This is a genomic window from Dyella psychrodurans (assembly GCF_003363265.1).
Classification (GTDB): domain Bacteria; phylum Pseudomonadota; class Gammaproteobacteria; order Xanthomonadales; family Rhodanobacteraceae; genus Dyella_B; species Dyella_B psychrodurans.
In genome coordinates, this window is sequence record NZ_QRBF01000001.1 from 406,509 (window position 1) to 421,055 (window position 14,547).

Annotated in this window: 12 protein-coding genes; 6 read left to right on the top strand and 6 right to left on the bottom strand. The window is 59.9% G+C overall.

The features are described 5' to 3' along the window. Positions 1-28: 28 nt before the first annotated feature. On the top strand, positions 29-1,414 hold the full coding sequence (locus DWU99_RS01975; protein ID WP_115476314.1) for an FAD-containing oxidoreductase: 1,386 nt from the start codon (positions 29-31) through the stop codon (positions 1,412-1,414). 43 nt (positions 1,415-1,457) lie between these two features. On the opposite strand, the gene DWU99_RS01980 is transcribed toward DWU99_RS01975, so the two are convergent. Continuing rightward, the gene (locus DWU99_RS01980) at positions 1,458-2,372 is read right to left on the bottom strand and encodes a LysR family transcriptional regulator (protein ID WP_115476315.1); all 915 of its coding nucleotides are present in this window, start codon (positions 2,370-2,372) and stop codon (positions 1,458-1,460) included. Between the two features lie 107 nt (positions 2,373-2,479). On the opposite strand from DWU99_RS01980, the gene DWU99_RS01985 reads away from it, so the two are divergent. The 4 genes from DWU99_RS01985 (at position 2,480) to DWU99_RS02005 (ending at position 7,715) form a co-directional block, all read left to right on the top strand. Then, positions 2,480-3,184 carry an SDR family oxidoreductase gene (locus DWU99_RS01985; RefSeq protein WP_115476316.1) on the top strand — a complete coding sequence of 235 codons (705 nt, stop codon included), beginning with the start codon at positions 2,480-2,482 and terminating at the stop codon, positions 3,182-3,184. A gap of 302 nt (positions 3,185-3,486) precedes the next feature. Continuing rightward, positions 3,487-5,091 (top strand): MFS transporter, encoded by a 1,605-nt coding sequence (locus DWU99_RS01995; protein WP_115476318.1) that lies wholly within the window; start codon positions 3,487-3,489, stop codon positions 5,089-5,091. 779 nt (positions 5,092-5,870) lie between these two features. After that, positions 5,871-7,103 carry a hypothetical protein gene (locus DWU99_RS02000; protein WP_147292871.1) on the top strand — a complete coding sequence of 411 codons (1,233 nt, stop codon included), beginning with the start codon at positions 5,871-5,873 and terminating at the stop codon, positions 7,101-7,103. A 393-nt stretch (positions 7,104-7,496) separates the two neighbouring features. Continuing rightward, on the top strand, positions 7,497-7,715 hold the full coding sequence (locus DWU99_RS02005) for a hypothetical protein (RefSeq protein WP_147292872.1): 219 nt from the start codon (positions 7,497-7,499) through the stop codon (positions 7,713-7,715). A 290-nt stretch (positions 7,716-8,005) separates the two neighbouring features. Here DWU99_RS02005 and DWU99_RS02010 read toward each other — a convergent pair whose 3' ends face one another. Beyond that, the gene (locus DWU99_RS02010) at positions 8,006-8,908 is read right to left on the bottom strand and encodes a LysR family transcriptional regulator (protein ID WP_199535671.1); all 903 of its coding nucleotides are present in this window, start codon (positions 8,906-8,908) and stop codon (positions 8,006-8,008) included. Positions 8,909-9,053: 145 nt separating this feature from the next. On the opposite strand from DWU99_RS02010, the gene DWU99_RS02015 reads away from it, so the two are divergent. Further along, a complete protein-coding gene (locus tag DWU99_RS02015) occupies positions 9,054-10,478 on the top strand; it encodes an aldehyde dehydrogenase family protein (protein ID WP_115476322.1) in 1,425 nt (474 codons plus the stop codon). 326 nt (positions 10,479-10,804) lie between these two features. Here the strand turns inward: DWU99_RS02015 and DWU99_RS02020 are convergent, their stop codons facing one another. From DWU99_RS02020 to DWU99_RS02035, 4 genes are all read right to left on the bottom strand, one after another. Next, a complete protein-coding gene (locus DWU99_RS02020; protein WP_115476323.1) occupies positions 10,805-11,662 on the bottom strand; it encodes an aldo/keto reductase in 858 nt (285 codons plus the stop codon). Between the two features lie 30 nt (positions 11,663-11,692). Continuing rightward, a complete protein-coding gene (locus DWU99_RS02025; RefSeq protein WP_115476324.1) occupies positions 11,693-12,391 on the bottom strand; it encodes a pirin family protein in 699 nt (232 codons plus the stop codon). Between the two features lie 49 nt (positions 12,392-12,440). After that, positions 12,441-13,319, bottom strand: a complete 879-nt coding sequence (locus tag DWU99_RS02030) for a pirin family protein (RefSeq protein ID WP_115476325.1) — start codon at positions 13,317-13,319, stop codon at positions 12,441-12,443. A gap of 315 nt (positions 13,320-13,634) precedes the next feature. Beyond that, positions 13,635-14,540: a LysR family transcriptional regulator gene (locus DWU99_RS02035; RefSeq protein ID WP_115476326.1), complete on the bottom strand. Its 906-nt coding sequence runs from the start codon at positions 14,538-14,540 to the stop codon at positions 13,635-13,637. Positions 14,541-14,547: the final 7 nt, after the last annotated feature.

Here is a 14,547-nt window from a genome sequence, read left to right on the forward strand (position 1 = left end):
CCTTTCTCGCGATCTTGGGACAGCCGTGATGAGCCAACGATTCGATGCCGTAGTGGTAGGCGCAGGGCAGGCGGGACCTTCACTGGCCGCACGCCTGGGTGAGTCCGGCCGCAAGGTCGCCGTGATCGAGCGAAAATTCGTGGGCGGCACCTGCGTCAATACCGGCTGCATTCCCACCAAGGCCATGGTGGCGAGCGCATACGTCGCGCATATGTCACGACGCGCATCGGATTACGGTGTGGATAGCGGCGGTGACACAAAAGTGGATATAGACCGCGTGTGGAAACGCACGCGTGGCATTTCCGAGCGTTCGCGAAATAACGTGGAGAAATGGCTGGCGGGCATGCCGAATGTCAGCTTGATACGCGGACATGCCACCTTCGAATCGCCAAACACGTTGCGCGTGGGCGATATGCAAATCGAAGCCGGGGAGATCTTCCTCAACGTCGGAGGACGGGCCACCACGCCTGATTTCCCCGGCATCGACACCGTGCCGTATCTCACCAACGTCGGCATGATGGACTTGCGGGACATGCCGCGGCATCTGGTGATCGTCGGCGGCAGTTATATCGGCCTGGAATTCGGGCAGATGTTCCGCCGCTTCGGCGCACAGGTGAGCATTGTCGAGCGAAGCGAACGTCTGCTGCCGCGCGAGGATCCCGAAGTATCGGCCGCCGTGGTCGACATTCTCCAGGGCGAAGGCATTGCGTTTCACCTGGGTGCGGAATGCATTGAACTGAACGGCACGGCCGGCGACGTAGGTGTACTGGCACGATGCGCGCAACCGCGCATGGAGGTTCGCGGAACACATGTGTTGATAGCGGCCGGCCGTCGCCCCAACACCGACACGCTGGGCTTGGAAAAGGCGGGAGTCGCCACCGACAAACATGGCTACATCGTCGTCGACGACCAATGCCGCACGAACGTCGAAGGTATCTGGGCGATGGGCGATTGCAACGGCAAGGGTGCCTTTACCCATACCTCATATAACGACTACGAGATCGTTGCCGCGAATCTTCTGGACAGCGAACCCCGGCGCATCTCCGACCGCATCGAAGCCTACGCGCTCTTCATCGATCCTCCACTGGCACGCGTCGGACTCACCGAACAGGGTGCTTTGCAGAAAGGCTACAACGTACGTGTCGGCGTTCGCCCGATGGCGCGCGTTGGACGTGCCATCGAGCGCGGAGAAACCCACGGATTCATGAAAGTGATCGTCGACGGCGATACAGGGAAGCTGCTCGGTGCCGCGATCCTTGGCATCAACGGCGACGAAGCCATCCACAGTCTGCTGGACGTGATGTACGCCAAGGCGCCGTACAGCACCGTGACCCATGCCGTGCATATTCACCCAACCATCGCCGAGCTGCTGCCGACCACGCTGCAGGACCTTAAGGTCGCTGTGACGAGCTGAGACATAACAACGCGCGAACTTTGACTGCGGTTGTTGTCTCTGCTCAAGAGCTTCGTGGGCTTTCATAGCCAAGACGCTGCCGAAGCCGCGGCGTTACAAAGTCCAGGAAAGCACGCAGTTTCAACGGCACATGGCGCTGTCGCGGATACACCAGACTGGCGGGCATGGGCGTTGGTTCGAATGCTTGGAGTAGCCGAACCAACGCGCCCGATTCCAATGGCTCGACAACTTGGTCGGATAGGACGCGGGCAACGCCGGCGTCGGCGATGGCGGCGATGACTGCGGCTTCTGCCGAATTCACGATGAGGCGCGACGCCACTTGGACGACTTGAGAGTTACGCCCCAAGCCAAACTCCCATCTGTCTGCGGCGGAGTAGCCCTCGTACGTAATGCATTCGTGCGAGACAAGATCGTTTGGCTCTTTCGGCACACCGTGTGATGCGAGGTAGGCAGGGCTGGCACAAAGCACGCGGCTGATGAGTGCGATGCGTGTGGCGATGATCTCGCTATCCGGAAGTTCGCCCAGACGTACGGCGACATCCACCTGTTCTTCGAGCAAGTTGCTGACGCGATCGCTCAACTGAATGCGGGCACGGATTTTCGGATAAGCCTGCAGAAACTCGACCAGCACGGGGACGACATGATGGCGGCCGACGACCAGCGGTGCGCTGATGACGAGCTCTCCCTGAGGCGCACGATACTCGCCGGTTGCAGTGCGCTCGGCCTCCATGAGGTCTTCCAGGATGCGCCGGCACGAGGCGACGTAATCTCGACCCGCATCGGTCAGCGTTAGCTTTCGTGTGCCTCGCAGCAAAAGGCGGACACTGAGGTGTTCCTCCAATTCCAATACACGACGACTGACAGTGGCCAACGGAATGCGCAGTTGACGACTGGCTGCGGAAAGGCTGCCCGTATCCACCGCCGCGAGCAGGATTCTCATGGCTTCGAGTCGGTCCATGGCCTCTCATTTATGGAAGGGTTGCTACCAAATTTACCGGCTAGTCGGTGAATCTGGAAGGGTTTAATTTCTCCCGAGCCTGTTTTCCCCCAACCTTGGAGTCTCTTATGAAAATTGAGAACGCTACCGTCCTTGTCACCGGAGCCAATCGCGGGCTCGGTCTGGCATTCACACGCGAGTTGCTCGCCCGCGGCGCCCGCAAGGTTTACGCCGGTGCGCGCGACCCCGCCACCATCACGCAATCCGGTGTTGTGCCCCTGCGACTGGACGTCACCAACCCGGACGATGTGGCGGCAGCCGCAGAACTGGCGTCAGATGTGACACTTGTGATCAACAACGCCGGCATCGCTCAGACCGGGGGCTTTCTTGCACCGGACAGCGAAGACGTTACGCGACGCATTTTCGAGACCAACTTTTTCTCGATGTTGCGCATGAGCAAGGCCTTTGCGCCGATTCTCAAGGCCAACGGCGGTGGCGCGTTGCTCAATGTGTTGTCGGTCGTCTCATGGATAAACAGCGGTGCGATGGCCGCCTATGCGGCGAGCAAGTCCGCCGCGTGGTCGCTCACCAATGCCTTGCGCATCGAATTGGCGGCGCAGAAGACGCAGGTGCTGGCACTGCACATGGGCTTTGTCGATACCGACCTTGCGCGTGGATTCGATTCTCCGAAATCCAGCGCCGAGGAGATCGTCAAGCGCGCGCTCGACGGAGTCGAGTCGGGTCTGGATGAGGTGCTGGCCGATGAACGCAGCCTGCAAGTGAAGCAAGGCCTGACGGCAGCCAGACCCAGCTACCTGCCGCAGAACTCCTGAAGCCGGCATTCGATCGCACAAGTGCTGAAGATGCGCTCAAGGCAGGCCACGCCGATCTCATCGCTTTCGCGCGCTCGTTCCTCGCCAATCCCGACCTGGTGGAGCGCATGCGGACGAATGAGGTGCTCAATGCCGTAGACATGGCAACGTTCTACACCCCCGACCCAAAGGGTTACACCGACTATCCGACACGCGCGGCCTGATTGGCCGTTGCGTCGCGGAACGTCGCCCTTGCCAGGCGATTTATCGATCGATTCGCGTCACTATGAAGAGCCTGGTCCCTTTGCGAAAAGGCAGACTCCATGAGCCAAATTGGAAAACCTCCGTGCGAAGAAGGTGTCATCCTCAGCGGCCCGTCCGCAGTGCCTTGTGCGAGGTCATCGCGGCGTTGGACGCTCGTGGCAGCCATTCTTGGATCCAGCCTCGCCTTTATTGACGGCACCGTGGTCAATGTCGCGCTTCCTGCTATCCAGCGAGAGCTCGGTGCCACCACGTCCGATGCGCAGTGGGTGATGGAGTCCTATGCACTGTTCCTCGCTTCATTGCTTTTGGTAGGTGGCGCGCTGGGTGATCGCTTCGGTCGCAAACGCATTTTCATGATCGGTACCGGCATGTTCACGCTGGCTTCGATCGGTTGCTCTCTGTCGACGGCAGTCATGCCATTGATCGCAGCCCGGGCAGTGCAGGGCGTCGGCGCGGCGATGCTGATACCAGGCAGCCTGGCCTTGATCAGCGCGACCTTTCCAACCTCGGAGCGAGGTGGGGCCATTGGCACGTGGTCGGCATTCAGTGGCATCACGGCAGCCATCGGGCCAGTCATTGGAGGCTTTCTTGTAGAGCATTACTCATGGAATATGGCCTTTCTGGTCAATGCACCGATAGGTGTCGTGCTATGGGTGATATGCGCAGCCAAAGTGCCCGAGAGCAAAGGAGACCAGGGAACTGGTTCCTCCATCGATGTGCTCGGTGCCAGCTTGGTGACCGTCGGTTTGGCAGGGTTGGTATTCGCCTTCATCGAGGCGCCCGCGCGTGGCTGGAGCGCAACGCCTGTTTGGGTGGCTGTCGTTATCGGTCTCTTGGCGTTGGCGCTATTCGTGCGCGTCGAAGCACGCATCGCGTCTCCCATGCTGCCGTTGAAACTTTTTAGTGAGCGCGATTTTGCAGGCGCAAACATACTCACGGCGCTGCTTTACGCAGCACTGGGTGGCAGTCTGTTCTTTCTGCCGCTGAACCTGATTCAAGTGCAGGGGTATGGCGCTACCGTGGCGGGCGCTGCGTTGTTGCCGTTTATCGCGATCATGTTCGCGTTGTCGCGCTGGGCAGGGAGTCTGGTGGATCGATTTGGACCCCGGCTTCCGCTGGTAGTGGGGCCCTTCATCGCTTCGATCGGATTCGCCATGTTCGCTCTGGCATCTGCCGGTAGCGGTTACTGGACAGCGTTCTTCCCTGCCATTTGCGTTCTCGGGTTGGGCATGAGCATCACGGTGGCACCTCTCACCACCACCGTCATGAACAGTGTGGATAAGCAACTGGCAGGCACCGCGTCGGGCATCAATAACGCGGTGTCGCGCGCGGCGGCTCTGCTGGCCATCGCGTTGTTCGGCTTCTTGCTGACGTCGGTGTTCAATGCGATATTGAACGGCGAACTGGCTCGCCTGCATGCACCACCGGGGCTCGTTACGTCAGTCATCGTACAACGCGAGAAACTAGCGGGCATTGTGATTCCCGGAGGCTATGAGGAAGCGACCACAACGGTGCTAAGACATGCGATCAAAATGTCGTTTGTCGCCGGGTTCCGCTGGGTGATGGTCGTTGCGTCAGGGCTGGCGTTATTGAGTGCCATCAGTGCAGGGATCTTCATTCAAGAAAAGCTTGTAGTGCGGGCTCCGTCTGCAGAACGGCCTTAAGCGACAAGTGGCGTGTCGGTCGTCAAAACGGTAGCTGGCATTCTTTGTGCCATCTTCTCTTATCGACCAAAAAGGTGTGGGCCATTCGGCCAAACAGACCTAAATACCAGCTCACCTTTTCTGACCGACCCCAAAGCTCGGGCTACATTGCCAGGTTTTAGGACGCCTTTGTCGGCGTATAGTCGAACCGCTGCGCACAGCGAAGGCATCGAACGAGTTCTGCTTCTTGCAAAGGCTCTTCGATGTAACCAGGGCCCCACGCTCAATATCTGTTTCGGCCAACCGTTGATAGAGCTCTATAGCTGTCATGGAAGGCATATGGACGTCCGCGATCAGACAGGACGTGACCACAGACGCATTCGATGCAAGGAAGTCAGCGGCCGGAGAAAAAGCTTCGGTGGCTTGGCCATCGATCTGAGCAACCTTCGCATGGAGTCAAGGAATGCGCGGTCATCATCAACGATGGAGAGGAAAGCTCGTATAGCCAACACACAACCTCGGGAGGACGTATGGCAACGACCACTTACCAGAACTCCTACATCTCGGCGTGCTTGTGCTTCATGCTTCTCACGGTAGCTTCTCTGTTTCCGCTCGTGGCCACTGCTCAAGAGTGCCGGGGCAACTTAAATACTGGTTGCACATCCCCCGGTGCGCAATGCAGCGGCAATGGTGTTGCGCACGGTATTTGCACAACCTCCCCGCTCCCGAAAGGCGAGAAGGAGTGTTTGTGCAAAGGTGCGGTGACGTCTTTGCCTCCGGTTGTATTACACCCGAGGTACGTGATTGCCGCGCTTGTTTACGCACCGCCCGGATGTGCGGGTGCGACGCCTGGTACGAAGTGTCAGCAAACCGGGCTGGTCGACTATGTGTCCGGTAGCTCGATGGGCACGAAGCTCAGCGTATCCAACTCGTTCAAGGCTGCCACGCAAATCACACTTAGCACCGGAACGCAGAGCGAGGGTGCGCAGCTGGGGTTCGGGTTCTCAAATACCTCCAGCGATACACAAAGCACCACGCTTACGAAATCGGCCAGTTACGAGGTGAAAGATCCCGGCCCGAACGAAGATGGCATCGACCACGACCAGGACATGTTCATCATCCTGATCAACCCGACTGTGACTGTTTCGCAGAAGTCCGATGGAAGCATCGACTGGTCGCCGGGATTCTCCGGGAGTGGTGCCGCGCCCCAGAACATATGGGTGAGCGAGCTACGCAACCCCGCCACGATGAACCCGGACAAAGCGAAGCTTCTGCAACAACTGGGCTTTACGGCCGCGGACTTTAAAACCATCCGTTGCATGGATCCGTTCGCCGGACCCGGCGTAAGAAACGGCCCCGGGGGAGCCGTGCCGGACCCATGCCAGGAGTTGGTGAACGGGAACAATTCCTCGGCTGTCGGGTTGGATACGAACCGCTACCGCGCTACTACGGAAATCATTCCGTATGACGCGCCACCGCCGAACGGCGGGTGTCCGAATGAAATCTATACGATAAAAAACGACTACCAGACCGAAAACGCAAACTCCTCGCAACAAGACTACTCGGTATCGCTTCAAGTGCAGGGTGGCATACCTGTCTTCGACAATTTGAAGGTAAAGAACACACTGACTTGGACAACCGGTAATACGGACACCACCACGAAAGACTCCAGCCAGTCGTTGTCGTATACGGCGGCGTGCCCCTCCGTTAACTACACAGGAGCACTCGATTTCACCGTGTACGTGGACCAACTCTACGGCACCTTCGCGTTCGTGCCCTTCGATGCGGCGACCATGGAAGTAGTTCACCAAGGAACAGTGACGCATGGCGGCAAGCCGGCCGTCGGTCAACTTGTGACGCTCCAATACGGCGGCCACACGTATAGCACCCACTCGTCCGCGCGTGGCAGCTATCGATTTACGCGCACGAAGCAACCACCACTCAAGGCGCAAACGAAAGGAACGCTCACTGTTGGCAAACACAAAAAGACAGTGTCACTCGGAGCGAACAGCACTAGTACCGTTCAATTGTAATGGCGTTTGCTTGACTGAAAGATCGCCCGGAACGTCGCGGCGCTCCCGCGCCGACCGGGCGATTGGAGGAGGGGTGCTTCAGCCATCCTATCTTTGCGTCAGCTGCCTCAAGCGCTTTAGTTGACGCAAGACCTACAAGCGCTCCAAAACAGCCATGACGTTGGCGTTCAGTGGAACCGTAGGCCGATCGGCTCGCGCCATTTACATCAACGTGATCGTGATTCGCCCGACGGTTCAGGATTTTTAAGTAAAGTTAGCCCGTGTTATCGCAGGTAGTCGCATTAGCGCGCTTTCGGTAAGCAATCAGTGAGCCGGAGTGTGGCGGCGAAACTGTCCGGACCAGTCCATCCGTGCCGAACGGAACTCGGCGATTACGTCATTCGGTGAATGCGGGTGGATCACGATTTCCCCATCGACCAGTTCATCGCAGAAGCGCCCGCCCTGAGGTGGTTCGATGGCATAACGGCTGGTATGCGGATCCCCGTGTACGAGGTGCGCATGCAAAACGCACATGTGCGGCGCATGCACCTGCGCTATCAGGCGATGCGGCGCGAACCGGATTTCGGTGTAAACGCCATGAGGGCCTCGCGCGTGGAGAACCCCTTGAAATAGAGGGCTCGGCGGGCGAGGGGCGCACAGTGCAGTAGAGCTGATGCCCATAAGCAGAATGATGACCCACGTCTTGGGTTGAAACCACGCGCCAAACGCATCGCAAGCGAAACGGGGCGCTGTCGGGTCAATGTGGGTGGGGAGAGGGCTGGGCAGGGAATCCATCGGTGCATCTCAAAAATAAGGTGCCGATTAGAGCATCCGCGGGTCGCACATGCTGAGACCTAACCTGCATCGCCGTGGTTCGACGTAAAGTCCCCCTTTGTGCTCTCGCCAATATTGGGAAACCTGTTTCAGCCCGAGGCCAGCCGCAACTCCTTCACCAGTTCGATCAGCGCGCGCAGCCGCGCGGGCACGAAACGGCGACCCGGGTAGTAAAGCCTCAGGCCGCCGAAGGGCAGGCACCACGGAACCAACACGGGCACCAGAGCGCCGGCTTGTAGTTCCTCCGCGATGAGCCATTCGGAAATGAAGCCGATGCCCAGTCCAAGCAGCACCGCCTGCTTGATTGCGGCAAGCTCGTTGAGTGCCATGCGCACGGGCAGGTCCATCTGCAGCTTGCGGCCGTTCTTCTCCAGTTCCCAGCGATAGATGCCACCGTGCGACATGTTCATGCCGATGCTCTGGTGTTTGAGCAGGTCGCGCGGATGCCTGGGCGTGCCGTGGCGTTCCAGATATTCGGGCGTCGCCACCACCAACATGCGCAGGTCGCGGGAGAGCGGCACGGCGATCATGTCCTGCGGCACTGATTCGGCGAGGCGGATGCCGGCGTCGAAGCCTTCGGCCACGATGTCGATCATGCGCGACTCACTCACCAGGTCGATGCGCACCTCGGGGTAGCGTTGCGCATAGGGGCCGAACAGAGGTTCCAGCAGCAGCGATGCCGCTCCCTGCGGCGCATTGATCCGCAGCGTGCCGCTGGGCGTGTCGGGTCCGCTGCCGGCTTCCTCGCCGGCGCTGTGGATTTCGGCGAGTGCCGGGGCGATACGCTCCACGTAGCGCTGCCCCGCATCGGTGAGTGCCACGCTGCGCGTCGAGCGGTTGAACAGGCGCACCTTGAGGCGCGCCTCCAGCCCGGCCACGGCGCCGCTCACCGCCGTGGTCGACATGCCCAGCTCCTGTGCCGCGCCGCGAAAGCTGTGGCGACGCGCGACGGCAAGGATCACTTCGAGTTCGGTCATTCCCGTGCGATGCATGGATTGTCCTGATATTCGGAATATGCCATTCACTATAAATCGGATTATCAGAACAATGATCCCTCCCTAGACTGCGTTGTGCAACGCCCCAGTGCCGGCTCTCCCAGCTTGGCGGGGCACCTTCACCTTTCCAGAGGAAGTCGACATGCGACGCATCGAACACATCTACATCAACGGCGAATTCGTCGTGCCACACGGCCAGGAATGGTTCGACCTGCACAACCCCAGCACCGAGGAAGTCATCGGCCAGGTTCGGCTGGGCGACGAGCAGGATGCGCAGCGCGCGATCGCTGCGGCGAAGGCGGCGTTTCCAGCATGGTCGCGCACCACGCGCGAGGAGCGAATCGATGCGCTTCAGCGCATGCATAAAGCCATCGCGGCGCGCGAGGATGCGCTGATGGAAGCCGTCGTCACCGAATACGGCGCGCCGCACGCGCGTGGTCGCTGGATGGCGACCTATCCGGCCGACGTCGTCATGCAGGCCATCGACGCGCTGCGATCCTTCCAGTTCGAGGAACAAGCCGGCAGCGCGCGCGTGATCCTGACACCGGTCGGCGTGGCCGGCCTGATCACACCGTGGAACAGTGATGCCGGCTTCATCTGCAACAAGCTGGCGACGGCACTGGCGGCCGGCTGCACCGCTGTTATCAAGCCCAGCGAAATGAGCGCGATGCAGACGCAGGTCGTCATCGAGGCGCTGCATGAAGCGGGTCTCCCCAAAGGCGTGTTCAACATCGTCAATGGCCGCGGCGACGTGGTCGGCGAAACCATCGCGCGCCATCCCGACATCGCCAAGATCTCGTTCACCGGTTCGTCCGCGGTTGGCCAGCATCTGGTCGGCGCCGGTGCCGAGACGATGAAGCGCGTAACGCTGGAGCTGGGCGGCAAGTCGCCGACCGTGGTGCTTGACGACGCGGACTTCGCCGCCGTCATGCCGCTGGTGCTGCAGGCGGGATTCGCCAACAGCGGCCAGGCCTGTATCGCAGGCACGCGCATCCTGGTGCCACGGCAACGGCTCGCGGAATTCGAGCAGGTCGCGAAGGCAGCTGTCGCACAGGTCAAGTCCGGCGATCCGCGCGATGCTACGACCGACATCGGCCCGATGGTCAGCGCGAAGCAGTGGGAACGCGTACAGAGCTACATCCGCCTCGGCATCGAGGAGGGCGCACAAGTGCTCGCCGGCGGGGAGGGCCGGCCCGATGGTCTGCGCGTCGGCTGGTTCGTAAAGCCGACGATCTTCACCGGCGCGAACAACCGCATGCGCATTGCGCGCGAGGAAATCTTCGGCCCCGTGCTCACGATTATTCCCTACGACGGCGAGGTCGACGCCATCGCCATTGCCAATGACACGCGCTACGGCCTCAGCGCCGTCGTACTAGGCAAAAGCCTCGAACGGTGCGAGCGCGTGGCGCGCCAGATCGACTCCGGCCGCGTACTCGTCAACACGCTCGCACACGAACCACGCGCACCGTTCGGTGGTTTCAAGCACTCCGGGCTCGGCCGCGAGATGGGCCGATGGGGCATGAGCGCGTACCTTGAACCCAAGACCTTGCTGATGGCGGCGGGATAATCCCTCTGCTCCGTCGCGGCGCTCACATTGTCCCTGACACGTTTCATGACGGGCATCTTTTGTTGGGCAACTGCGCATAACAATCGCCGCCACCGCAGTTGCGCGATGAATGCGTAACCGACGGGGCCGGGCGGGATATCCTTTCGATGGATCGCGAGCACGGATTCATAGCGTGATCCGCACCGACATGCGTTCGGCCCATGACGACAGCCATGGTGATTAGAAGGGGTTATCGTGGGCAGGGAAGGGGCTGCTAACGATCCAGAACAGACATGCTCATGCGGAAAGCTTCCCTCAAGGTTGCCGCTGGGTTGCCGACAGGACTGTTAATCCCACGCAGGGGCAAGGTGGGGCGGATTTACGATACGGCTATTGGGCTGGTGAAGTTTGCCGATGGCTTCCATATCAACGTTGGAAAGCTCGAAGTCAAAGATGCGCGTGTTGTCAGGAATTCTCTCGGCCTTTTCTGTGCGGGAAAGGGCAACAACGTTCGGTTGCTGAATAAGCCAGCGCAAAACGATCTGCGCGATTGTTCGGCCGTTTCGTTGGGCAATTTCCGTCAAGGCGGGATCGCCAAAGACTCGACCGACAGCCATGCCGCAATAAGCCATCAAGCTTGTGTTGCGAGCATTGACCTCCCGAACGAGAACGGTTTGATCAAGGAATGGGTGATATTCCACTTGATTGGTGACGATGGGATGCTTGGAGAGCTTGAGCGCAGTCCGTAGCATGTCTGCGTTGAAGTTACTGACACCGATATGGCGAACCTTACCCGCATCGACCGCTTTATTTAGCCCTTCGATTTGCTCATCGATGCCAACGCCGCCGCGCGGCCAATGCACCAAAAGCAGATCGATGTAGTCCGATTGCAGATGGCGAAGACTTTCATCGACCGACGCCATGAAGCGAGATGTCGGGTAGTTGGCGACCCAAATTTTGGTCGTCACAAAGATATCGTTGCGCGCTACGCCGCTCTTGCGCATGGCTTCGCCGACATCCGCCTCGTTTTGATACATTTGCGCAGTATCGATGTGCCGAAAACCGGCTTGAAGCGCGGATACGAGAATCTTCTGAAGACCTGATCCCGACATCCCGTAAGTTCCAAATCCAAGACGAGGGATACGAGCCTCGCCAACGGCCAGGGTTTCCGTTGCGATCTGCGAATTATTTTCTTCGGTGGACATCAACTCACTCCCAAGCCGTCGTTGTGATCGTCACTTGGCAACAACAAGAACAATCTCGGCGTCTTCCTCTGCCTTGATCCGAAGGTGCGCCTCATCGGACGCCCCTATGCCATCGCCGACGCCGATGCGTTGATCGTTCACGCGCACCGTTCCGCGCGCGGGTGCCAGATACGCGTATCGGAAGCCGCCGAGTGTGTACTTGATCTCCGAGCCCGCGAGTAAGGTCGCACCCAGTACGTGCGCATCGGCCTGGATCGGCAACGCGTCGGAATCCTCGGGAAATCCGCTGGCCAGCAAGGTGAATTTGTTGCCGCGATCGGCTTTGGGGAAGCGACGAGTATTCCAGCGCGGCTTGTTGCCCTCACGGCTTGGACGTAGCCAGATCTGGAACAGTCGCAAGGGCTCTTGTCCCAGATTGTGCTCCGAATGCCTGATCCCCGTGCCGGCGCTCATGACCTGAACGTCGCCCGCAGACGTGATCCCGACATTGCCGGTGCTGTCCCGATGCGTGACGGCCCCTTCACGGACATATGTCACGATTTCCATGTTGGCATGTCCATGGAGGCCGAAACCGGTTCCTGGCGCGATCTCATCATCGTTCCACACGATGAGTGGACCGAGGGGCGCATTCGCAGGATTGCCCTCGGGCGTCACCCTGAAATGATGCCTGGCTTTGAGCCAACCGAAGTCGCCACCATCCAGGGTATTGGCGAGTCGAACTTGCAGCATGTTGAAAATCCTCCGAGGATCCGTTCAAGCGGACGTCGATCGTCCGAGCTTATTTGAGCCGTCCCTGCGTGCGGAGCTCGTTCCCTAATTCCTGGATACGCGTCTCGCCGCGAAGCAGGGTCTGGGGACTGGTGTGAACCGAGTAGTAGCCCAGCACCAACTCGTGCGGATGTTTTGCGCCCGAACCGAAGACGAATTCGGTGTCCTGCACCGCGTGAAATTCGATCGCTTTTTCACCTTCTTCGAAGACCGCCATGACACCGGCCTCGATCGCCGTCGGCGCTCGCAATTCGCCGATGCTCACGGCGGTCCAGGCGACTACATGCCCGACCGGTGGCTGATAGCGCCAGGTCTCGCCGGCCTTGAGCTTGACCGAGAAATAATTGATGGACGATGGCGCTTCGATGGGCGCTTTGGCTTGTCCATACTGTCCCAGCAGAACCGTCACGGGTCCTTCGCTCATCAGTGAATCGGGACCGATGTATCGACTGTAGGGCGCCGCAAGCTCCGCAGACGGCGGCAGCGCCAACCACAGCTGGAAACCGCGCAAGCGGTCGGACTTGCCAAACCCACCGCCGTGCCACGCGCCGCTGCCGGCATGCATGAATTCCATCCATCCGCGCTCAATCTGCCCTTTGCGCCCAAGGTCGTCCTCATAGTCGACCGAACCTTCGAGCAGCCACGTCAATGTCACGATGCCCGAATGCGGATGCAGGCCCATGCGTGGCACTTCGGTGTTCGACAAATCCTTGGCATCGATCCGATCCAGGAATACGAACGGCTTGAGCTCTTCGCCGAGATCGGAAGGACTCATCAGGCGCGTGATCGGGCCGCCATGCGAATGGCCATGGGTCCGGTAGATGATCGCGCGATCGCGGCTCTCGTCCGCAGCGTCTTGGGTTTTGCGAAAAGATGGGGTCTTGATCATGTTCGTAGACTTCCTGGAGGGGTTGTCGGGATGTGGGGTAGGGGCTTCTCTGACCTGACGGCGATGCATGCCGCGCATATCGCGTTTGATATCCAGGCAGGGACGTCCTGTAATGACAATGTGGATCACAGGGGCTGCGGGGACTAGCCGTCGCAATCGGATTTCATTCGTCCATCAATGGTGGGAATGAGCCATATGGGAGCGTTTGCGAGCGTGCCGATGACAGCGTGTCGCTTCGGACGCAGCGATACGTGCCGCGAGCACGACGCGGCCATCGACGTGGAAGTCGGACGTTCGACTTGAAGGGATGGCGATCTAGTCGGCGCTAACCAGCCCGGCCGTCACCATTCGTGTCATCGCAAAGTCGATGAATACATTGAGCGCACGCGGCATCTGGTGACGGCTCTGGTATACGAGAAACAATTCCAGACCGCCGATGCCGTAATCGGGCAACACGCGAACCAACTCGCCATCGTGTACGTATTGCGACGTCATCACATCAGGAAGGAGCGCTATGCCCATATCGGCAATGCTGGCTTTGAGCAGCGCGAGTGCCGTGTTGGCGTAGAAGCGTCCGCGTACCTCCACGTCGGCGAGCCCATCCGGACCATTGAGGTGCCAAACCACGCGACCCGAGGCGGGTGGGAAAGCAAGGCAATCGTGCGTCGCCAAGGCTTCCAGTGATTGCGGTGTGCCTCGCGCAGCAAGATAGGCTGGGCTCGCCACCAGAGTGGCGCGGTTGCTGCCGACGCGACGGGCGATCAGGGTCGGCTCGGTAATGGCTCCCGTGCGAATGGCGACATCGATGCCTGCAGCGACGAGGTCGGCACGGGCATCGCTAAGCGCGAACTCCAGACGGACCTTGGGGAAGGTCGCAAGAAACTCGTTGACCCACTCGAGTCGAAACCAGTTGAAGAAATCCGCCGGCGCGGCCACGCGCACCTTGCCACTGGGCACTTGGCCACCTTCTGCAAGTTCCAGCGCGGCTTCCGACAGGGCTTCGATCTGATCCGCGCTGCGCGCATAGAGCGACTCGCCGGCATCGGTTAGCGTCAGCCGCCGCGTGGATCGGTGCAGCAGACGCAATCCAAATTCTTCTTCCAACTGCTGAATGCGCCGGCTGGCGGTATTCGACGGGATGCCGATCCGGCGCGCGGCTTCGGCAAAACTTCCCGCCTTCACCACTTGCACAAACAGAGCGACATCGTTGAGATCGACCATGAGCTGC

What these genes read in the sequence shown, in the direction of transcription:
- DWU99_RS01975 (WP_115476314.1), top strand. Translation starts at nt 29, where the DNA reads ATGAGCCAACGATTCGATGCCGTAGTGGTAGGCGCAGGGCAGGCGGGA.
- DWU99_RS01980 (WP_115476315.1), bottom strand. Translation starts at nt 2,372, where the DNA reads ATGGACCGACTCGAAGCCATGAGAATCCTGCTCGCGGCGGTGGATACG.
- DWU99_RS01985 (WP_115476316.1), top strand. Translation starts at nt 2,480, where the DNA reads ATGAAAATTGAGAACGCTACCGTCCTTGTCACCGGAGCCAATCGCGGG.
- DWU99_RS01995 (WP_115476318.1), top strand. Translation starts at nt 3,487, where the DNA reads ATGAGCCAAATTGGAAAACCTCCGTGCGAAGAAGGTGTCATCCTCAGC.
- DWU99_RS02010 (WP_199535671.1), bottom strand. Translation starts at nt 8,908, where the DNA reads ATGCATCGCACGGGAATGACCGAACTCGAAGTGATCCTTGCCGTCGCG.
- DWU99_RS02015 (WP_115476322.1), top strand. Translation starts at nt 9,054, where the DNA reads ATGCGACGCATCGAACACATCTACATCAACGGCGAATTCGTCGTGCCA.
- DWU99_RS02020 (WP_115476323.1), bottom strand. Translation starts at nt 11,662, where the DNA reads ATGTCCACCGAAGAAAATAATTCGCAGATCGCAACGGAAACCCTGGCC.
- DWU99_RS02025 (WP_115476324.1), bottom strand. Translation starts at nt 12,391, where the DNA reads ATGCTGCAAGTTCGACTCGCCAATACCCTGGATGGTGGCGACTTCGGT.
- DWU99_RS02030 (WP_115476325.1), bottom strand. Translation starts at nt 13,319, where the DNA reads ATGATCAAGACCCCATCTTTTCGCAAAACCCAAGACGCTGCGGACGAG.
- DWU99_RS02035 (WP_115476326.1), bottom strand. Translation starts at nt 14,540, where the DNA reads ATGGTCGATCTCAACGATGTCGCTCTGTTTGTGCAAGTGGTGAAGGCG.